The following is a 20,474-nucleotide window of genomic DNA, read 5'->3' as shown; positions in this document are numbered from 1 at the left end:
TTACTGGACGGATCGCTTCCTGGATTTTCGCATGCGCCTCGGCCTTCCCATTATGATCCTGCTCCTTGCTGCTTTCTTCGCCATGTCGATCACGGCCGGCGTCTCGTTTGGCGCGGCGCCGATCCCGTTTGCGACCGTATGGTCGATCGTCGGCAACAAGCTGCATGCCGGGTTGTTTCCCGTCACCTGGTCAGGCGGACAGGAAAGCATCGTTTGGGACGTCCGTTTTCCGCGCGTCATCCTGGCGTTGCTCGTGGGGGCCGGGCTTGCGGTCACCGGAGCGGTGCTGCAGGCTTTGACGCGAAATCCGCTGGCTGATCCACATCTTCTCGGCGTTTCCTCAGGTGCGGCTTTCGGCGCTATATTGGCACTCCTGCACACGGGGCTCATCTTCGGGCTGTTGACTGTCCCGTTATTTTCCTTCGCCGGCGCGCTTCTTGCGATTGCCGCGGTGGCGCTGGTAACGCGGCTGACGCGTTCGCATTCGGCCGACCGGCTGGTGTTGTCGGGTGTCGCCGTCGCCTTTGTCTTTACCGCGCTCGGCAATCTCCTGATTTTTCTCGGCGACCCCAGGGCGGCCAATACCGTTGTCTTCTGGATGCTMGGCGGCTTGGGGCTGGCGCAGTGGCAGCATCTGATCTATCCGGCCGGCGTGTTCCTCGTCTGCCTTTGCGTGCTGATGCTGAAATCACGGGAGCTGAACGCGCTTGCTATGGGCGATGAGACGGCAGCGACGCTCGGCATCGCCGTATCGCAATTCCGCTTCCTGCTGTTCATCGTTACGGCGCTGCTGACGGGCGTCATGGTCGCCTTTTCGGGAGCGATCGGCTTTATCGGACTGATGGTGCCGCATTTCGTCCGGCTGCTTGCCGGTGGCGACAACGTCCGCGTCGTACCGCTGAGCGCCGCCTTCGGAGCACTGACATTGGTCTGGGCCGATATGGCCGCGCGGCTTATCATGGCGCCGGAGGACATGCCGATCGGCATCGTCACCGGTCTGGCAGGCGGCATCGCCTTCATTCTGATCCTACGAAAAAGCTGAGCAACGCGTGGTGTTCCCCATTGCCGGCCGCCGCTCGTGGACCTATTTCCCGACGGGCATGCCGGAGGAAGAGAATGGCCGTATATCCGATTGTTTGTACGCCAGAGGAGGTGCTGAGCTTCTGGTTCGAGGAATGCACGAGCGAGGATTGGTTCCGCTCGACCGTTGCTCTCGACGAAGAAATGCGCCGTCGGTTTCGCGACACGCATCTGGCATTGGCAGCCGGCGTCCCCGATCTTTGGAGGACAACGCCCGAAAGCCGGCTTGCGGCGGTCATCGTCCTCGATCAGTTCGCCCGCAACATCTATCGCGGCACGCCGCTGGCCTTTGCGACGGATGGTTTGGCATTGCAGGAGGCGAAAGAGGCTTTGGAGGTCGGCGCGGATCAAGGGATGCCGGCGGAACGGCGGATATTCCTCTATATGCCGTTCGAGCATGCCGAGGACCTTGCCGAACAAGACCAAGCCGTTGCGCTTTTCCGCTCGCTCGGCCTTGAAGAGCAGATCGACTATGCGCTTCGGCATCGTGCCGTCATCGCCGCCTATGGCCGCTTCCCGCATCGCAATGTCTTCCTTGGCAGGACGTCGACGGAGGCGGAGAAAGACTATCTTGCCCAGCCAGAAGCGGGATTCTGAGGGAATAAAGGTGTAAATGCCTTTGTGTCGCCTTTCTTTGCCTTACAAGGCGTACGCGTAGGGAATATGAAATTCGCAATCACTGTATGGGAAGACCCCGTTCTTCCATTGTTTCGTGCGGCGAATCCGTTTGCTCAGCCGCCAGCGACTTAATCTGCGACGAGGAGCTTTGCTTGCGCCTGCTGACACACCGTTTCCGTTTTTTGCCCGTGCTGCTTCTGGCACTGAGCGCAGCCACTGTTGCCGGCTCTTTGACGGGCGGGCACGCTTTTGCCCAAAATCAGCAACAGGCACAGCCCGCGCAGCAATCGGAACTGCAGCCCGCAGCTCAAGCGCCGCAGCCGACGCAGCTCGCCAATGGTTTGTTGGAAACTGCCGTTGCCGATCTTGCCAAGGCCAAGAAGGACTTTGCCTCGATCGAAGGGGAATCCAAAGAGGAGGGGGCAGATGACAGTGCGCTGGTGGCCCTTTCCGGCCGGGCGGATGAGCTCAATCGCTCCGTAGCGGCGATTTCCGCGCGGTTGAAGCCGCGCGCTACAGAGATCGACGCGCGCCTGACGCAACTCGGTGCGCCGCCCAAGGAGGGGCAGCCGCCGGAAGCAGCGATCGTCACCCAGGAGCGTGACCGTCTTAACGCCGAACGTTCGCAGATCAGCGCCGTGACCGTCGACGCCGATAATCTTGTTGCTGCGAGCAACCGGCTTGTGATGCAGCTCGTCGAAATGCGCCGCAAGTTGTTTGCCGAGACACTGTTCAAGCGTACGGGCGTTTCCGCCACCACATTCGAGGATGCGGGAACGGCCTTTGTCAACGAGGGCGCGGAGTTCAGCACTGCCGTAACAAGCTGGATCGGCTTCGTCGTGAAGGCCAAGCTCGGTTCGCTCCTCACCGCCCTCTTCCTATCGCTTGGTGCGGCGCTGCTTTTCCTGTCCGGTGGCTATCGGTTGTTCCGCAGATATTATGTGCGGGACGAAAATATCGAAAATCCGCCCTATATCAGCCGCCTCTCGGTCGCCTTCTGGTCAACGCTGATCCGCACGCTGTCGCTGGTCGCGTTTCTCGTTACGTCCTTTTTCTTCCTGTCGAATTTCAATGTGCTGCGGCCGGATATTGCGCCGGTCCTGGCGGCTCTCTTCGGCTTCATCGGGCTGGTCTATTTCGTCGGCCGCCTGGCCAATGCCGTTTTTGCGCCCTTCAGGCCGCATTGGCGGCTCGTCAAGCTGTCCAACAAAGGCGCTCGTTCGCTAAGCTGGTGCATGCAGGCCATGGCCGTCGTCAATGGTCTTGATTATGTTTTCGACCGCATCAGCGAATCCATGGGTTCGCCTGTCGTCGTCACCGTGGCGAAGAGCTTCTTTGCGGCGCTGTTGATCGGCCTCATCCTGATTGCCGCCTCCTTCGGTTCGCCGATCCTCGCAAAGAACGGCAATCCCGATGCTCCTGGCCGGCGTTGGCCGCATGGCATGGCGATCATCCTTCGGGTGCTCGGTACATTGCTGATCTTCACGGCTTTTATCGGCTATGTCGGTCTGGCGCGCTTCATCGCAACGCAGTTGATCGTCACCAGCGCCGTTCTGGCGACCATGTATCTCGGCTTCCAGCTCGGTAAGTCGGTGTCGAGGCAGGGCGTTTTTGCCGAAACGATCATCGGGCGCTTCCTCGAAAGCCGTTTCGCGCTCGGCGACGTCGCGCTCGATCAGGCTGGTCTGGGGGCGGGCCTTGCGACCTACGCCGTCGCGCTTATGACCGGCATTCCGCTGATCCTGCTGTCCTGGGGATTCCATATCCAGGATCTGGAGCTGATCGCCTATCGACTGTTCACCGAAATCCGCATCGGCAACATCTCGATTTCTCTGGTCGGCATCTTCGCAGGCGTTCTGCTCTTTGCCGGCGGTTATCTCGTGACGCGCTGGTTCCAGCGCTGGCTGGACAGCAATGTCATGGCGCGGGGGCAGGTGGACTTGGGTGTCCGCAACTCGGTGAAGACCGGCATCGGCTATCTCGGCGTAGCGGTGGCGTCTATCATCGCCATTTCGGCTGCCGGCATCGACCTGTCGAGCCTGGCGCTCGTCGCCAGCGCGCTCTCGGTCGGTATCGGTTTCGGCCTGCAGAATATCGTGTCGAACTTCGTCTCAGGCCTGATCCTGCTGGTTGAGCGGCCCTTCAAGGTCGGCGACTGGATCGTCTCGGGTACGTCGGAAGGCATCGTCAAGCGCATCTCTGTGCGCGCCACCGAGATCGAAACTTTCCGCAAGCAGTCGATCATCGTGCCGAATTCGGAGCTGATCAACGGCTCGGTCGGCAATTGGACGCACCGTAACCGCTTGGCGCGCTCGGAAATTCCGGTTTCCGTCAGTTTCGATGCCGATCCGCAGAGAGTTATGGACATTCTGCTGGAGCTGGTGCGCGGCATCCCGAAGGTGCTCAGGAATCCCGAGCCGCATGTCGAATTCCTGCGCATCGGTCCGTCTTCGCTCGATTTCGAGATGCGTTTCTACCTCTCCGATCTCTCCGACGGCATGGAGATCCGCAACAATCTGCGCATCGATATCCTGAAGCGTTTTCGCGAAGAGGGGATTGCCATTCCCTATCCGCATCAGGAACTGCACATCGTCCGCGACAGCAAGCGAGGCAGACAGACCGATCTGTTGGCGACCACCAATCTGGCCGATTCCGCAGACGGGCCGGAAGTCGTTCCAGAAGATCTCATCAAAGACATTGCTCCGCCGGCCGAAGAGGAACTGCCGCAGCCGCTGGAGGTCAGGAGCGGCGTTCGCCGTCGCGGCAAGGCATCCGCCCAGTGATGTGGTCACGAGGATAATGCGGCGTTGCGCCTGATATCCGAACGTCCAGAGTATAATAAATGAGAAGGCGGCCCGATGGTCGCCTTTCATTTATGGGAAACCAGTCGACTTAATAAATATTCAAGTGCTTTGCTGTAGAAAATTGGGACGGGGCCGATTTCTATTAGCAGGTTTAATCATGCCATTTTTGGGTATTTCGGGAATGCAGTATTCCGGCGGCTCGCTTGCTGGAGCGCGTATTCTTCTCGCCGAGGATTCGAATGTCTTTACGTCGATGATCAGCGCGAAGCTGAAGGAACTCTTCGACATCGACATCGAAATCTGCCGGAACTTCGAAGAATTGCAGTTTGCCTATGACAAGTCGTCCGAGCCGATCCGGCTGGCGATTTCCAACATCAATCTGCCGGGAGCAGAAAAAGGCGAGGCGCTGGAATATCTGATCGATCTCAGCATCCCGACGATCGTTTTCACCGGCACGTTCCACGAAGGCATGCGCGACGAGCTGATCGCCAAGGATATCGTCGACTATATTCTCAAGGACAATATCTTCGCCGTCGATCTGCTGGCTGAGTCGATTTGCCGCTTCCTGACCAATCATCGTCATCACGTACTGATCGTCGACGACAGCGCCACGGCGCGTGCTTTGCTGTCCAGCCGTCTGAAGCGCTATAATTTCCGCGTCAGCGTCGCCGAGAACGGCACAAAGGCACTGGAGATCCTGAAGGCCAATCGCGACATCGGTCTGATGGTCACCGATTACAACATGCCCGACATCGACGGCTTCGAACTGACGCGCCGTATCCGGGCCAGCATCGGTTCGCATGAGCTGCGCATCATCGGTGTCTCGTCGTCTACCAACAGGTTGCTATCGGCGCGCTTTCTCAAGGCCGGCGGCAATGATTTCATTCTGCGGCCGTTCATTGATGAAGAGTTCTATTGCCGCGTGAACCAGAACCTCGACACCTTGCTGCAGATCCAGTCGATGCGATTGAGTGCGTGACATGCCGGAAGAAGGAGCCGACCGAGTTTCAGAAAAGTAAAATATGAGGATAATTCATCTTCAGTACAAGATTTCTGCAATCTCTGGTTCCACTTTCTTCACGAATCCTGTTCACGATGGAGTTGAAGGACGGCGCCATTTTCGCTCGCGATAGGCAACAGCGATCGGTGCGCGCCGTGTGGTCTGGGAGGACTTGAAGTCAAATGGTGTTCCGCGTGGATTTCCTCAGCGATGGCCGTAACCGTCGCCGCGGCAGCCAGAGCATACTTCTGGTTGAAGATTCGCGCATGTTTTCTTCGGTCCTGTCCCACCGGTTCCAAACCGAACTCGGCCTCAATGTTGTCCATTGCGCCTCATTGAAGGCGCTGAATGAAGCGTTGGCGGTAGATGGGCGCAGCTTCACCATGGCTGTGGTCGACCTCAATCTGCCGGATGCACCCCATGGGGAGGCGCTGGATGTTGCCATCACTCACCATATTCCCACCGTCGTTTTCACTGCGTCCTTCGACATGGATACGCGCAACCGCATCATGGAGCGCAGCATTGTCGATTACGTCCTGAAGGACAATGAATTCGCCCTCGACAATCTCGTTTCCACCGTACGGCGGGCCATCTCCAACCGCGGCACGCGGGTGCTGGTAGTGGATGATCTCCCGTCGGCGCGGCGCGTGCTGGTGGAGCTCCTAGAGGCGCAGCAGTTCAAGGTGGCCGAAGCCGGCACCGGTGTCGAAGCGTTGGCGGCGCTTGATGACTACGGCGACATAGAAGTGGTGGTGACCGATCATCATATGCCCGACATGGATGGTTACGAGCTGACCCGGCGTATTCGCCATCGCTATGGTTCGGATCGGATGAGGGTCATCGGCATCTCCTCTTCGAACGACCGCCTATTATCGGCGATGTTCCTGAAGGCCGGCGCCACCGATTTCATCTATCGTCCGTTTGTGGCCGAAGAGCTGCAGTGCCGCATAGCGCACAATGTCGAAACCCTGATGCAGCTCAAGCAATTGCGCGCTGCCGCCGCGAGCGACTATCTGACAGGGCTCTATAACAGACGCTATTTTTACGATCATGGTCCGCGGATCGTCCACGAATGCCTGCGCCATCATCGGCCGACCTCGGTCGCGATCCTCGATATCGATCATTTCAAGCATCTGAACGACACCTATGGCCACGAGATCGGCGACCAGGTGTTGAAGGCCGTTGCCGGCCGGCTTCATTCGCTGTTCGAAGGCAGCGAGAACCTGCTGTCCCGTCTCGGCGGCGAGGAGTTCGCTATCCTATTCACCGAAATGGATTCACGCGCAGCAACGGCGCTGTGCGACGAGGTGCGCGTCAATCTCTCCAATTTGAAGGTGAATGCGGACGACGAAGAACTCTCGGTGACCGTGTCGATCGGTGTCGCCGAAATTGCAGGTCGTGAGGCATTCGAGAATTATCTCAACGCGGCCGACCAGTTTCTTTACATGGCCAAGCACAAGGGCCGCAATCAGGTCTATTCCGACGCCAAGATGACGGAGGAAGCGGCCGAATAGCCGCCTCCATCAGCCAGCCTTAGACAACGACGCCACTGCGGTTGCTCGACAGGGTGAGCTTGCGCTCGGCGCGCTCCTGCTGGGGCGAGCGGTTGTAGAGTTCGCGATAACACTTGGAGAAGTGCGAGGCGGAAACGAACCCGCAGGCAACCGCCACCTCCACGACCGGCATCGACGACTGCACCAGCAGGTGACGGGCACGGTCGAGGCGGATCTCCAGATAATAGCGCGCGGGCGAGCGGCCCATTTCCTGGCGGAAGAGGCGCTCGATCTGACGGCGCGAGAGGCCGGCATCGTCGGCGATTTCGAGCAGCGACAGCGGCTCGGCGAGATTGCTTTCCATCAGCTCGATGATCGACAGCACCTTGGCGTTCTGAACACCGAGGCGGGCGCGCAGCGGCAAGCGCTGGCGGTCATGCGGGCTGCGGACACGGTCGGTAAGTTGCTGCTCACAGACGCGATTGACAAGGTTTTCGCCGAAATCCTGTCCGATCAGGTTKAGCATCATGTCGAGCGAAGCGGTACCGCCGGCGCAGGTATAGAGATTGCTGTCGACCTCATAGAGATCGGCATAGACTTCGGCCTGCGGGAAGTTCTCGGCAAAGCCGGGGAGATTTTCCCAGTGAATGGCGCAGCGCTTGCCGTTCAGGAGGCCGGCCTGGGCCAGCACATGCGCGCCCGTGCAGAGGCTGCCGACGGCCACGCCACGATTGTAGGTCTCGCGCAGCCAAGCATTGACAGACTTGTTGAGGAACTCCTCGACGTAGATTCCCGAACAGACGAGCACCATGTTCGGCCTGTTCTCACCGCCGAGATTGCGACGCTCGTCGGCGAGCGATGTATTGACTTCGAGGCCGATGCCGCTGGAGGAATAAACCTTCTGGCCGTCGGTCGAGGCCAGTCGCCACGTGTAGGCTGGGTAACCGAGCATGCGGTTCGCAATCCGCAGCGTCTCAACCGCAGCCGAAAACGGCAGCATGGTAAAGTGGGGAACGAGGAAGAAAACGAGGGAACGCGTCTTAATCGGAGTCTTGCTMATATCAGGAAAATCCATCCTCCAGGACCATCCTGTATTCCTTGCGTCAAATGCGTCGGCTCGATGGTCCAATAGCGACATTGGCATGGATAATAGCGGCCGCAAAGAGATATTTGTGCAATCCCACTAAAATTGCCGCTGCGAAGAAAGCAGGCGAAGCGGGTAAGCAATTTCGTGAAGCAACTAAATATATATGTCAGCAACAATCGAAATAAAAACCAAATACGCGCTGAGATGCATAAATGTTCGAAAGGCGACACCCGGTTTGGTTGAGTGTCGCCTTCAGAATTTACAGCATGTCACGATCATCGACCGGCCCTGGAATTCTTGGCTTCGTCGACGGCCGGCCAGCCGAGGTCCTTGCGCATGTCGTCCGGGAGAGATTCGAGCTCGCGCTCGGAGCGCCATTGCTGCCAGCGATCGGTAATCCGAGTGATGAGTTGCACAAAAGTGCCAGCCGACGGAAGCGGGCTCCGCGTCCTATCGGAATGTCTATAGGTGATCGTCGTCATTTCAAGGTTCCTTCGGTTTTCAGATGCCCGAAAGGTCGCGACCTTTACGAGCTAATATGGGGGTACTTCGCCCATCAATCAAACGAATAGATCTTATAGATGCCATTAGCATTCTTGAACGATCGTGCGCTGGCAGGCTTCCGTTCGAGGGCGGAGATCACGCGATCCGGGGGCAGGCCGCGGGCGTTGACGTCGTCGATCAGATGCGCCGGGAAATGCGTTGCGATTTCATCGAGCGTGTGTTGCGCCGTGCGCTGAATGTCTCGGGCGCGCATAAGGTTGAACAAGCGAGATGCCTCGCGAAGTGCTGTGCTAGTCATGGTTCTTGCTCCTTTCGGCCGTCTCTATCAATTTCGTTAGGCCTAATATGGTGCTTCGTTGACATTCAGACAAATGAAATGATATGGTGTTTAAAATCAGAAAAATTGAAGGATGCCGTTATGACCGTACCGCTCCGCCGGCCCATACCGCTGCTCGACAATGAAGTTCTGCGCACCTTCGTCGCCATCGCTGAAACCGGCAATTTTTCGACCGCTGCCGATGCGGTTTTTCGCACGCCGTCCGCTGTCTCAATGCAGATCAAGAAGCTGGAAGAGCAGCTTGGCGTGACGCTGTTCCTGCGCGATGCACGCTCTGTCAGCCTGACGCAGCATGGCGAAATGCTGCTCTCCTATGCACGCAACATCCTGGCTCTTTCCAATGAGGCCGTGTCACGCTTCATCATGCCCGAACTCAGCGGTGTCGTGCGGCTCGGCGCGCCCGACGATATCGGTGAGCGCCTGCTGCCGAGCATTCTGAGGAGTTTTTCGGAGAGTTATCCGGGCATCATGGTCGATGTTACAGTCGACATGAGCCTCCAATTGAAGAAGCGTATCGAGGAGCAGCGGCTGGATCTGGCGCTGATCAACTGCGCGACGCGGCCTTTCCCGACGGAGGGCGAGGTGATCTACACCGAGCGCTTGGTCTGGGCCGGCGCAAAGTGCGGTACGGCCTATCGCCGCGATCCGTTGCCGATCTCGATTTGGGAAGATGGCTGTATCTGGAGATCGGAGGCCCTGGCGCAGCTCGAGCGGCAGAAGCGGCCTTATCGCGTTTCCTATCTCAGCGCCCACACGATGGCGCAGCGCGCCGCTATCGTCTCGGATCTGGCCGTTGCGCCGTTTCCACGTTCCTACATCACGGAGGATATGGAAATCCTTGGGCCGAATGAGGGGCTGCCGGAACTCACATCCTTCGACATTCGTTTGCTGACGGCATCGCAGATGACAGGACCGATGAAGGCGGTGGCCGATAGCATCCGGCAGGCGTTCGTAGAGATCGGGCGGAAAATGGCTGCGTGAGCCGCAGCCTTTCACCTATTACTCGCGGCTGCGGCGACGTCTGCGGCCGCCGCCTTCGCCAGCGGCATCGTCGGCAAGCTGCTTGCGTTCCGGCAACGTCACCACTTTCGACAGTTCGGGGAAGGCATCGACCTTGTTTGGCAGCGCCATCGCGTAGACAAAATGCTCCTGAAATTTTGATTCAAGCGCCGTCTCTATCTTCTCGATTTTGCTGACGGTTTCCTCGATCTCGCGGCGGTGGCCGCGGTTGAGGAGGGCCATGCGAGCGCCGGTGCCGGCGGCGTTGCCGACCGCCTTCACCTTGTCAAGGGCGCAGTCCGGAATCAGACCCAACACCATGGCATATTTCGGATCAATGAAGGTGCCGAAGGCGCCGGCAAGGCCGATGCGGTCGACATGGGTGATGCCCTGCTTGTCCATCAGCAGCTTGACGCCGGCATAAAGCGCGGCCTTGGCGAGCTGAATGGCGCGAATATCATTCTGCGTCACCGTAATGCGGGGTTCGCCATCGCGCAGCAGATAGGAGAAGGTACGGCCGTTTTGCAGGATGCGTGGCGAGCGTTCCGCCATGCTGCCGTCGACAACGCCGTCTTCGGAAATGATGCCGGTCAGGAACATCTCGGCGACTACCTCGATGATGGCCGAGCCGCAAATGCCGGTKACGCCGACTGTGGCGGCGGCTTCCGCAAAACCGGGTTCGTCTGACCATGGTTCGATGCCGATGACGCGGTAGCGCGGCTCAAGGGTGACGGGATCGATGCGCACGCGCTCGATGGCGCCGGGAGCGGCGCGCTGGCCGCTGGAAATCTCGGCGCCTTCGAAGGCCGGGCCGGTCGGCGAGGAGGCTGCGACGACACGATTGCTATTGCCKAGCACGATTTCGGCGTTGGTGCCGATATCGACCAGCAGCATCATTTCGTCTTGCCGGTGCGGCCCTTCGGCCAGCGTCGCGGCGGCGGCATCGGCGCCGACATGGCCGGCGATGCAGGGCAACATGTAGACGCGCGTGCCGGCATTCATCGGCAGGCCGATTTCGGCTGCTGTCAGATGCACCGCGCCAGAGACGGCAAGCGCAAAGGGGGCGCCGCCGAGCTCGGTCGGATCGATACCGAGGAAAAGGTGGTGCATAATCGGATTGCCGACGAAGACGGCGTCCAGAATGTCCTGGCGCGATGCACCGCCATCGGCGCAGACCTTGTCGATCAGCCCGTTCAGCGCCTCGCGCACGGCGTTGGTCATGGCACCGCGGCCGTCCGGATTCATCATCACATAGGAGACGCGGCTCATCAGGTCTTCGCCGAAGCGGATCTGCGGGTTGGATGCGCCCGCGGATGCCACTGTGCGGCCCGACAGCAGCGAAGAGAGATGCATGGCAATTGTCGTCGAGCCGATATCGCAGGCAATGCCGTAGGCCTCATTCTTCAGGCCCGGATAAAGTGCGATCAGGCGCGGACGGTCGCTCTCACGATCCCTGTGGATCGCGGCCGTAACCTTCCACTCGCCCTTGCGCAGGATCGATTGTACCTGCGGGATGATATGAAAATCGATTTCGAGATTGTCGTATTTCCAGTCGGCGGCCAATGCGGCTTTCAGCCGGTCGAGATCGCCTGACGGTTTGTGCATATCCGGCTCTTCGACCTCGACGTAGCACATATGCACGGCCGTATCGCGGGCAATGACGCGCTCGTCGGCGGCCTTGCGGACCACCTGCGCATTGATCACCGTATCCTGCGGCACGTCGATGACCAGATCGCCCTGGATCAGGGCTGAACAGGAGAGGCGACGTCCGTCCGGCAAGTCGCGGACTTCGGCGTAGCGCTTTTCCTTGGGCCCGATCGGCGAGAGGTGATCATTGGCAGAGACGATCTTGTGCTTGGCGAAATTGCCTTCCTGCACCGACACCTGGCAGCGTCCGCATGTCGCGCGACCACCGCAGACGCTCTCGACATAGACGCCAAGCTGTCGCGCCGCCTCCAGCACCGGTGTGCCGACCGCGAAACGGCCGCGCTTGCCGGAGGGCATGAAGAGGACGAGGGGGTCTAAGTTGGTCATTGGACTCGGCTTTCGGACAATTTCCCTACGGAGGCCCCGGTTGTCCCTCACCCTAGCCTCTCCCCATGAACGGGAGAGGGGACGACGGAGTAGCGAAGCGCCTTCGCCCCGTGTAACGGGGAGAAGGTGGATTTGAGCGATTTGCGCGAAGCGAAATCGCGAAAAGACGGATGAGGGGTTTTACTCCCTCGAAGCGCCTGCTCCAGTGCGGGCCGCGCGTCCACCACGGCGTCCGCCGCCGGCTGCCGGCGCTGTCGTGGCAGCGGCAGCTACTGCGCCACCCTCGGCCGGCTTGTAGTCGCGATAGGTCATGATCCAGTTGGTGCAGTTAGCGTCGGTGCCGTTCAGAACGTTGGCGGCGCGGACGGCTTCCATTTCCTGCGGGCGGCAGGGGTTCATGATCGCCGAGGTCATGCCGGCGCCGATTACCATCGGGATGAAGCCGGCATTGATGCCATGGCGATGCGGCAGGCCGAAGGAGATGTTGGAGAGGCCGCAGGTCGTGTTGACCTTCAGCTCGTTGCGCAGGCGGTGCAGCAGCGCGAAGACCTGACGGCCGGCGTCGCCCAGCGCGCCGATCGGCATGACGAGCGGATCGACGACGATGTCATGCGGCTTGATGCCGTGGTCCATCGCGCGCTCTACGATCTTCTTGGCGACGGCGAAACGTACGTCGGGGTCCATGGAAATGCCGGTCTCGTCATTGGAGATGGCGACCACGGGTACGTCGTATTTCTTCACCAGCGGCAGGATGGCTTCGAGCTTCTCTTCTTCGCCGGTCACGGAATTGACCAGCGGACGACCCTTGGCGACCTTCAGGCCAGCCTCGATAGCGGCGGTTACCGAGCTGTCGATCGACAGCGGCACGTCGACGAGGCCCTGGACGATTTCCAGCGTCTTCACCAGCAGGCCCGGCTCGGTCTCGTTCGGATTGACCGAGGTGACGCCGGCGTTGACGTCGAGCATGGTCGCGCCGGCGGCTACCTGTTCCAGCGCATCCTTGATGACCGTCTCGAAATTGCCTTCGATCATCTCGGCGGCCAGCTTCTTGCGCCCCGTCGGGTTGATGCGTTCGCCGATCACGCAAAAGGGTTGGTCGAAACCAATGATGATTTCGCGAGTGGCTGAAGCAACGATGGTGCGCGTCATGTCTGATCCTCTGGTCAGTTGGCCCGATAGAGGTGGTCTATCGTGCGATGAATTCGGTTACAAGTCAGGCCGGCTTCCCGCGGGCCTGTTAAGAACATTCTGGTTCAATGCGCCAGGTGCGGCGGATGATGGGCGGCGGCTTCGGCCATTTGCTGCTGGTTCTCCTCCATGCCGCCGCGGATATGCTCCAGCCGCTCGGCGACGAGCGCGTCGGTGCGGCTCGCCTCGTGCTTCCAGGGCTGGCGGCCTTTCAGGACACCCGAATCGTGCACCATCTCGGCGACATATTCTTCCTGGCGGTAGGCCATGACGTGGATGCCGGAAACGCCCTCGATCTCCTTCACCTCGTTGATGATGTCGATGCAGAGCTGCTTGCCTTCCTTTTTCTGATCCTGAGCGCCTTCGATGCGCTTGATCACCTCGTCCGGAATATGCACGCCCGGCACGTTCGAGCGCATCCAGCGAGCGGTCTTGGCGGAAGCCAGCGGTCCGACACCGACCATGACGAAGCACTTCTCATGCAGGCCGAGATCGCGGACCTTTTTCATGTAGTCGCGGAACATCGGCACGTCGTAGCAATATTGGCTTTGAACGAACTGCGCGCCGGCTTCGATCTTCTTCGCCAGGCGATAGGGCCTGAAGTCGTAGGGCGGCGCAAAGGGGTTGATGGCAGCGCCAAGAAAGACTTTCGGCGGTGACGTCAACTTGCGGCCGGAGAGGAACTTGGCGTTGTCGCGCATCATGCGAACGGTTTCGAGCAGCGACATGCAGTCGAGATCGAAAACCGGCTTGGCGCCCGGCTGGTCGCCGGCCTGCACGCCGTCACCGGTCAGGCACATGATGTTGCAGACGCCCATGGCAGCAGCGCCCAGCACGTCGCCCTGGATGGCGATGCGGTTCTTGTCGCGGCAGGCGATCTGCATGATCGGGGCATAGCCCATGCGCGTCAGCAGCGCGCAGATGCCGACCGAGGACATATGGCAATTGGCGCCGGAGGCATCGACGGCGTTGATGCCGTCCACCCAGCCATCGAAAATGGAGGCGCGCTCGTAGACATCTTCCGCATTGGCGCTGTCGGGCGGGTTCAGCTCGGCMGTGACGGCGAACTCGCCGCGGCGCAGCACACGCTCAAGCCGCCCAAGCGACGAGTGGCCCGGCAGGGGATCGAGCGGCAGATGCGCGCCAAGCGGGTTTTCATCAATATGCGCCATTCGATCAGGCTTCCTTCTTCTTCGCTTCGCGCGCTGCCGCAGCTTCAGCGGTCACGCGCAGCCACGAGGATGTTTCCCGCAGCGACTGGTTTACCGGCTTCTGCACATTCAAGATCGCATCGCCCCCGTTCATATTGCGCGAGCCGTTCCAGGCCTGCACCCAAACGCAAGGCATATCGGGCTCGACTTCGCAATTGCCATTGGCGCGCACGCCGCCGCAAGGGCCGTTGCGCAACTGCTTCGGACAGTTCATCGGACAGGACATGCCGGTCGACGATAAGGCGCACTGGCCGCACATGCGGCAATCGAAGAGAAAGCCCTTCACGTTGCGCTCGACGAAGGTGATCGGCCGTTCGACGCGCGCATAGCCGATGGACTTCCAGAGCGGATGCAGCAGGAGGAAGGCGTCGGCGAAGCGGTGATAGAACCACTCGAGGAAACGCGAATGACGCACGGCCCAGAGACGGACAGTGTATTTGCGACGAGCGCGGCGGTTCGGCGAAACACCCGATGGCGTATAGGCGCCGGTGGCTGCCTTCGCACCCGCCGCGGCGTTGCCTGGTTTCTGGACGGTATCAGCCATTGTCACGTCCTCCGGCCTTCACCAACGCTACCAGGCGCTCGCGATCATAGGCGGCTTCGAGTTCGCTGGCGGCCTTGTCGGCCTCTGCTTCAAGATCGTCGGAGACTGGCACGGGATCGGCCTTGCGCCATTCGGCCAAGTAGTCGTCAGTCTCGGCAGCGCCGGTGCGCATGGCGCACATGTCGATCGCTTCCGTGAAGCGCAGCGACAATTCACGCTTGGCCGATTGCCGTCCTTTCTTGATGATGATCTGGGCAGGAATGTCCCGCCAGTAGACGACAATGCGATCTGCCATGCAAATTCTCCTCTTTGAACAAGAATGCACGTCCGCCGATCTGGGGACTGCGCTTGCGACGACGCGGCCCATGCCAAAAAACGACGCGATGTCGAAACCATCTGCGCATAACCGACACTTCTGGTCACCTCTAAGTGACATCGTCTTGTTTTTCGCTGGGATTCGGGGCTTTCAACATGGCCGGGTCCGGCGGCAACCGCAAGTGGGGCGGCGTTGGGCAATGTCGTAATCAGACAGCCTTCAATTCGCGGGCGAGATCGCCATAGCCGGTGAAGCGATATTCGTAGTCGAGGCCGAGATAGGTCGCTGCCGCTTTTGCCTTTTCCTGCAGTGCCGAATCCTCTTCCTGCGAGAGATAGACGACCTTGCGGTAATTGCCGAAATACATTTCCTTCAGCTCTGGATGCCGGTCGAGGCCGAGCGGCACGATGACGAAGGATTCGAACTGACGCGCCAGGAAATCGGTGAGGAAAAACGAGGTAATGTCATCCTCGCGAGTGGAAAAGGCTTCGTTGCCGCTGAAGAAGGAATAGCAGTGCGGGCCGGAAAGGCGTTCGATGCCTTCTTTTTCGCAGATTTTGTCGATATCGCCGCCGGTGCCGCAATCGGCATAGCCGATGAAAATCTTCTCGAAGCCGCGTGAGCGGGCATCCGCAATCGCCTCTTTGAGGGCAGGGGCAATCTTCTGTGGATAGGAATGGTAGATCGCGGGAAGACAGTGCAGGTCGATATGATCGAGGTTATTGATTCTGGCGATCGCGAGTATTTCGCGCGCGATTGCACCGCACGCGATCACATGAACTTTTTGCGCGATTGTGCGTTCATTGGGCGGCGTGTTTGTCTCCGCCTCTTGCCGATCAATATCCATTCCGAAAGGGCTCCGATCATGACAGCACCGACACTCACCAAAATCGCCGCCGCCTGTGCAGTCCTTATGGTACTCGCTTCATGTGCCAACACAATTCGCGGCGTGGGCAGGGACACCGCCAATGCCGTCAACGCAACCGAGAGCGCCGGTCACAGCGTAAAGAGGGCCGTCGTCAACTGATTTGGGGTGCCGATCGGCCGGCGGCAACCCTAATGGATGCCGCCGCCTTGGCATTCGTCGCGATCAGGCGCTGGCAGCGTGGCTGTTGTGCTTGCGCTTCATGAAGTCCTTGGCGGTTTCGACCGCCACGGCCGCGTCACGGCAGTAGGCATCAGCACCGACCGCTTTGCCGAACTCTTCGTTCAACGGCGCACCGCCGACGAGGACGACATAATCATCCCGCATGCCCTTTTCCTTGAGCGTGTCGATAACGACCTTCATGTACGGCATGGTGGTCGTCAGCAGCGCCGACATGCCGAGAATATCCGGCTGTTCGCGCTCGATGGCGTCGAGATAGTTTTCGACCGGGTTGTTGATGCCAAGGTCGACGACATCGAAGCCGGCGCCTTCCATCATCATGCCGACGAGGTTCTTGCCGATGTCGTGAATGTCGCCCTTGACGGTGCCGATCACCATCTTGCCGAGCTTCGGAGCACCGGTCTGCGCCAGCAACGGCCGCAGGATAAACATGCCAGCCTTCATGGCATTGGCGGAAAGCAGCACTTCGGGAACGAAGAGAATGCCGTCGCGGAAGTCGATACCGACGATACGCATGCCTTCGACAAGCGCCTGGGTCAGGACGTCATAAGGTGCCCAGCCGCGTTCGAGGAGGATATTTGTCGCTTCCTCGATTTCCTCCTTCAGTCCGTCATAGAGGTCGTCGTGCATCTGCTGCACAAGTTCCTCGTCCGAGAGTTCCGAGAGAATGATTTCTTCGTCAGACATGCGCTCCATCCCGTTTTCGTGCGATGCATCAGGGGCTTCTATAAAACAATGCTGTCTTTATCGATAGACCGGAAGCCTAACAAAACCCTTTTCGAAAGCGACGTGACGCAGATAAATCGCGACGGAAGGAACAGATGGATATGAAGCAATTTCACGCCGGCCATGTCTGTCCTATGCTAGTCACTGGCGCATAAAGGAATGTCCGTGCGACGGAATCGGGTAGCATGGGGCAAATTGTACAGACGTATTCATGCGCAAGAGTGAGGAAGCATCATGGATGATATGATTGAGCAACCGGCCGCAGGTGATGGTGGCGGACGGCGTTCGCGCGGCGAGGGCAGGGGTGCGGCTGCGCGGCGCGCATCACGCAGCGGTGGCGGGCCAGGTCCGTCGCTCCCGTATATCCAGCGCAAGATCGGTGTCTACGAGGTCCTGGACGAGGAAGGCCTGCAGCTCATTGAGCGCAATGCTGACACCGTGCTCGAAGAAATCGGCATCGAGTTTCGCGACGATGCGGAAGCACTGGAACTCTGGAAGGAAGCTGGTGCCGACGTTAAGGGGCAGCGGGTGCATTTCCCGAAAGGGCTTTGCCGCGAACTCCTGAAGACCGCGCCGAAGGAATTCACCTGGCATGCGCGCAACAGCGCCCGCAACGCCCAGGTCGGCGGCAAGGCAACGATCTTCGCGCCGGTTTACGGCCCTCCCTTCGTTCGCGATCTCGAAGGCAATCGTCGTTATGCGACGATCGAGGATTTCCGTAATTTCGTGAAGCTCGCCTATATGGCGCCGTCGATCCATTCGTCCGGCGGCACGGTCTGCGAGCCGGTCGACATCCCGGTCAACAAGCGCCATCTCGATATGGTCTACAGCCATATCAAATATTCGGACAAGCCGTTCATGGGTTCGGTGACCGCGCCGGAACGTGCCGAAGACACGATCGCCATGGCGAAGATCGTTTTCGGTGACGAGTTCGTCGAAAACAATTGCGTCACGCTGAACCTGATCAACGCCAATTCGCCGATGGTGTTCGACGAGACCATGCTCGGTGCATTGAAGGTCTACGCGCGGCATAACCAGGCCTCCGTCGTATCGCCGTTCATTCTCTCCGGCGCGATGAGCCCGGTGACGGTTGCCGGCACGCTGACGCAGATCCTGGCCGAGGTTCTGGCCGGTGCATCCTTCACGCAGTTGATTCGCAAGGGATCGCCGGTGCTTTACGGCACCTTCGCCGCCTCCATCTCCATGCAGTCGGGCGCGCCGACCTTCGGCACCCCGGAGCCGTCGTTGGTGTCCTACGGCTCGGCCCAGCTTGCCCGTCGTCTCGGACTGCCTTTCCGTACCGGCGGTTCGCTCTGCGCTTCCAAGGTGCCGGATGCGCAGGCGGCTCATGAATCGGCCAGCACGCTGAACATGACGCTGCTTGCCGGCACGAATTTCGTGCTGCATGCCGCTGGCTGGCTCGAAGGCGGCCTCGTCAGCTCCTACGAGAAGTTCATGATCGATCAGGATCAGCTCGGCATGATGCAGAAGATGGCCGAGGGCGTCGATCTCTCAGAAAACGGCCAGGCGATGGATGCCATCCGCGAAGTCGGCCCCGGCAGCCACTATCTCGGCTGCGGCCATACGCAGGCCAACTTCCAGACGGCCTTCTACCGTTCGGCGCTGGCTGACAACAATTCCTTCGAACAGTGGGAAATCGAAGGTCAGAAGCGCATCGAGGAACGCGCCAATGCGCTTTGCCGCTCCTGGCTCGACCATTACGAAGCACCGCCGCTTGATCCGGCGATCGATGAGGCGCTGCTGGCCTATATCCAGAAGCGCAAGGATTCGATGCCGGACGCTTTCACCTGAAGAGAGCCCGAGGCCGCCAGGGAGCAAGGCGGTGCGGTTCGCGTCGCCGATCTGATTCAGAAAGAGGTCTGGCGGCCGCACTATCAATATAAGGGGCCGCGATGAGTGGCGGCTCCGCGATTGTCAGCGAACTCCGTGCGGCGCTTGCGCCGCACGGAGTTTTTGTTCGTGGGATCATTTCCTTCGGCGAAGGCGAGGGACCGGCATTGGCCGACGGGACGCCGGCGCGAAGCGTGATCCTGCTCGGCAATATCGGCGGTTCCATCTGGGAGCCGTTTTCCCGATGGCGGCAATCGCCCGAAAATGCGGATCATACCGATCCGCTGGACGAGTGGTCGAAGGCGATCATAAGGCCTCTAGCCGCGGTATTCAATGCGACAGCCTATTTCCCCTCCGATCCGCCGTGGCAGCCGTTCCAGCGATGGGCAATGCAGGCGGAAGGTTTGAAGGCTTCGCCGCTCGGCATCCTGATCCATCCGGACTATGGCTTGTGGCACGGTTATCGCGGTGCGCTCGGGTTTGCCGACATAATCGAAGTGGATGGGGCAGGGACGATGGCTGCACATCCCTGCGATCATTGCGACGAAAAGCCTTGCCTGACCGCCTGTCCCGTCGAGGCCGTCACATCGGTCGGTTTCGACGTAGCCGCCTGTCGGTCGCATCTCCGGACGGATGCAGGGAAAACCGGTTGCATAATTAGCGGCTGCCTGGCGCGCAATGCCTGCCCAGTGGGATCGGCCTATCGCTATCCGCAGGCGCAGCTCGCTTTTCACATGGCGGCACTTCGGTCTTAAAAAGGAAGGAATTTCCTTCTTTTGCCGCATTTTGATTGCGCCCTTAAAGCTTCGAAATTCGCTGCGGAGCCCAAGCGTTTGATTCGGTTGCTGACCATGTTCGCCATCCTCACCTGCGCCACCACGGCGTTTGCTGATGAGGCCTGCCGCAAGGTTCAGCATCTTGGCGACAGCTATACCGTCTGCACCTTCGATCCCGCCACCGACGGTATCCGGCTCTACCAGAACGACCGCAGCGGCAAGCCCTATGGCTCGTTCCGAGCGCTGGAAAACGATCTTCGCCAGGACCGCATCTACATCCGATTTGCGATGAATGGCGGCATGTACCGGGATGACCAATCGCCGGTCGGCCTCTATGTCGAAGACGGCAAGCAACAGAGAGAGATCAACACCAACAAGGGGTGGGGCAATTTTCATCTACTGCCGAACGGCGTCTTCTATCTTCAGCCGGGCCATGCCGGCATCATGGAGAGCAAAGCCTTCCAGGCTTCCGGCATCAAGCCTTTCTACGCGACGCAATCCGGCCCGATGCTGGTGATCGACGGCAAGCTGCATCCGTCGTTCCTCGCCGACAGCACCAGTTTCAAGACGCGCAACGGCGTCGGCGTGTCAGCCGATGGCAAGGTCATCTTCGCCGTATCTGACGGCGCTGTCCGCTTCCACGATTTTGCGACTTTGTTCCGTGACGATCTCGGCTGCGCCAATGCACTCTTCCTCGATGGCAGCATCTCCAGCCTCGATATACCGGAATGGCAGAGGCGGGATGAATTATTCCCGCTCGGCCCGATCATCGCGGTGACGGAGCTGCTGCCGGGCTGAGGA

20 protein-coding genes are annotated in these 20,474 nt (G+C 59.7%); 10 read left to right on the top strand and 10 right to left on the bottom strand.

What is annotated here, in order from left to right; genetic code table 11:
* Nucleotides 1-31: 31 nt before the first annotated feature.
* From QD357_RS03510 to QD357_RS03490, 5 genes are all read left to right on the top strand, one after another.
* Nucleotides 32-1,042, top strand: a complete 1,011-nt coding sequence (locus QD357_RS03510) for a FecCD family ABC transporter permease (RefSeq protein ID WP_107108551.1) — start codon at nucleotides 32-34, stop codon at nucleotides 1,040-1,042.
* Nucleotides 1,043-1,116: 74 nt separating this feature from the next.
* Complete coding sequence (locus QD357_RS03505) at nucleotides 1,117-1,677, top strand: DUF924 family protein (RefSeq protein WP_107108367.1); 561 nt, start codon at nucleotides 1,117-1,119, stop codon at nucleotides 1,675-1,677.
* A 173-nt stretch (nucleotides 1,678-1,850) separates the two neighbouring features.
* On the top strand, nucleotides 1,851-4,481 hold the full coding sequence (locus QD357_RS03500) for a mechanosensitive ion channel family protein (protein WP_107108366.1): 2,631 nt from the start codon (nucleotides 1,851-1,853) through the stop codon (nucleotides 4,479-4,481).
* Between the two features lie 178 nt (nucleotides 4,482-4,659).
* Nucleotides 4,660-5,481 carry a response regulator gene (locus tag QD357_RS03495; RefSeq protein ID WP_107108365.1) on the top strand — a complete coding sequence of 274 codons (822 nt, stop codon included), beginning with the start codon at nucleotides 4,660-4,662 and terminating at the stop codon, nucleotides 5,479-5,481.
* Between the two features lie 203 nt (nucleotides 5,482-5,684).
* Entirely contained in the window at nucleotides 5,685-7,016 is a 1,332-nt protein-coding gene (locus QD357_RS03490) for a diguanylate cyclase (protein ID WP_107108364.1), read from the top strand.
* 19 nt (nucleotides 7,017-7,035) lie between these two features.
* Here QD357_RS03490 and QD357_RS03485 read toward each other — a convergent pair whose 3' ends face one another.
* The 3 genes from QD357_RS03485 to QD357_RS03475 form a co-directional block, all read right to left on the bottom strand.
* Nucleotides 7,036-8,070 (bottom strand): GlxA family transcriptional regulator, encoded by a 1,035-nt coding sequence (locus QD357_RS03485; RefSeq protein ID WP_414124040.1) that lies wholly within the window; start codon nucleotides 8,068-8,070, stop codon nucleotides 7,036-7,038.
* Between the two features lie 287 nt (nucleotides 8,071-8,357).
* Complete coding sequence (locus QD357_RS03480; protein WP_107108362.1) at nucleotides 8,358-8,564, bottom strand: hypothetical protein; 207 nt, start codon at nucleotides 8,562-8,564, stop codon at nucleotides 8,358-8,360.
* A 74-nt stretch (nucleotides 8,565-8,638) separates the two neighbouring features.
* Entirely contained in the window at nucleotides 8,639-8,884 is a 246-nt protein-coding gene (locus QD357_RS03475; RefSeq protein WP_107108361.1) for a hypothetical protein, read from the bottom strand.
* Nucleotides 8,885-8,962: 78 nt separating this feature from the next.
* Between QD357_RS03475 and QD357_RS03470 the strand changes: the two genes are divergently transcribed.
* A complete protein-coding gene (locus QD357_RS03470) occupies nucleotides 8,963-9,904 on the top strand; it encodes a LysR family transcriptional regulator (RefSeq protein ID WP_181316066.1) in 942 nt (313 codons plus the stop codon).
* 18 nt (nucleotides 9,905-9,922) lie between these two features.
* Here QD357_RS03470 and QD357_RS03465 read toward each other — a convergent pair whose 3' ends face one another.
* The 6 genes from QD357_RS03465 to QD357_RS03440 form a co-directional block, all read right to left on the bottom strand.
* Nucleotides 9,923-11,956 carry an ASKHA domain-containing protein gene (locus QD357_RS03465; protein ID WP_107108359.1) on the bottom strand — a complete coding sequence of 678 codons (2,034 nt, stop codon included), beginning with the start codon at nucleotides 11,954-11,956 and terminating at the stop codon, nucleotides 9,923-9,925.
* Nucleotides 11,957-12,136: 180 nt separating this feature from the next.
* The gene (locus tag QD357_RS03460) at nucleotides 12,137-13,105 is read right to left on the bottom strand and encodes a methyltetrahydrofolate cobalamin methyltransferase (RefSeq protein WP_107108358.1); all 969 of its coding nucleotides are present in this window, start codon (nucleotides 13,103-13,105) and stop codon (nucleotides 12,137-12,139) included.
* 104 nt (nucleotides 13,106-13,209) lie between these two features.
* Nucleotides 13,210-14,316: a methylenetetrahydrofolate reductase gene (locus tag QD357_RS03455; RefSeq protein ID WP_107108357.1), complete on the bottom strand. Its 1,107-nt coding sequence runs from the start codon at nucleotides 14,314-14,316 to the stop codon at nucleotides 13,210-13,212.
* Nucleotides 14,317-14,320: 4 nt separating this feature from the next.
* Nucleotides 14,321-14,899: a methylenetetrahydrofolate reductase C-terminal domain-containing protein gene (locus tag QD357_RS03450; RefSeq protein ID WP_107108356.1), complete on the bottom strand. Its 579-nt coding sequence runs from the start codon at nucleotides 14,897-14,899 to the stop codon at nucleotides 14,321-14,323.
* Nucleotides 14,892-15,194: a virulence factor gene (locus tag QD357_RS03445; protein ID WP_107108355.1), complete on the bottom strand. Its 303-nt coding sequence runs from the start codon at nucleotides 15,192-15,194 to the stop codon at nucleotides 14,892-14,894. The genes QD357_RS03450 and QD357_RS03445 overlap by 8 nt, the downstream gene beginning before the upstream one ends.
* A 229-nt stretch (nucleotides 15,195-15,423) precedes the next feature.
* Nucleotides 15,424-16,062, bottom strand: coding sequence for a DUF1638 domain-containing protein (locus QD357_RS03440; RefSeq protein WP_107108353.1), 639 nt, complete (start codon nucleotides 16,060-16,062; stop codon nucleotides 15,424-15,426).
* A gap of 18 nt (nucleotides 16,063-16,080) precedes the next feature.
* Here QD357_RS03440 and QD357_RS03435 point away from each other — a divergent pair, with 18 nt between their 5' ends.
* Nucleotides 16,081-16,242, top strand: coding sequence for an entericidin A/B family lipoprotein (locus QD357_RS03435; RefSeq protein WP_107108352.1), 162 nt, complete (start codon nucleotides 16,081-16,083; stop codon nucleotides 16,240-16,242).
* A gap of 63 nt (nucleotides 16,243-16,305) precedes the next feature.
* Here QD357_RS03435 and QD357_RS03430 read toward each other — a convergent pair whose 3' ends face one another.
* The gene (locus QD357_RS03430) at nucleotides 16,306-17,007 is read right to left on the bottom strand and encodes a corrinoid protein (protein WP_107108550.1); all 702 of its coding nucleotides are present in this window, start codon (nucleotides 17,005-17,007) and stop codon (nucleotides 16,306-16,308) included.
* Nucleotides 17,008-17,280: 273 nt separating this feature from the next.
* Here QD357_RS03430 and QD357_RS03425 point away from each other — a divergent pair, with 273 nt between their 5' ends.
* The 3 genes from QD357_RS03425 (at nucleotide 17,281) to QD357_RS03415 (ending at nucleotide 20,471) form a co-directional block, all read left to right on the top strand.
* Nucleotides 17,281-18,858, top strand: coding sequence for a trimethylamine methyltransferase family protein (locus tag QD357_RS03425; protein ID WP_028752248.1), 1,578 nt, complete (start codon nucleotides 17,281-17,283; stop codon nucleotides 18,856-18,858).
* 101 nt (nucleotides 18,859-18,959) lie between these two features.
* Nucleotides 18,960-19,652 (top strand): 4Fe-4S dicluster domain-containing protein, encoded by a 693-nt coding sequence (locus QD357_RS03420; RefSeq protein WP_107108351.1) that lies wholly within the window; start codon nucleotides 18,960-18,962, stop codon nucleotides 19,650-19,652.
* A gap of 96 nt (nucleotides 19,653-19,748) precedes the next feature.
* On the top strand, nucleotides 19,749-20,471 hold the full coding sequence (locus QD357_RS03415) for a phosphodiester glycosidase family protein (protein ID WP_181316073.1): 723 nt from the start codon (nucleotides 19,749-19,751) through the stop codon (nucleotides 20,469-20,471).
* Nucleotides 20,472-20,474 lie beyond the last annotated feature (3 nt).

The organism is Rhizobium sp. BR 317 (assembly GCF_047445835.1).
Taxonomy (GTDB): Bacteria; Pseudomonadota; Alphaproteobacteria; order Rhizobiales; family Rhizobiaceae; genus Rhizobium; species Rhizobium paranaense.
This window is presented reverse-complemented; position numbering and strand designations above follow the sequence as displayed.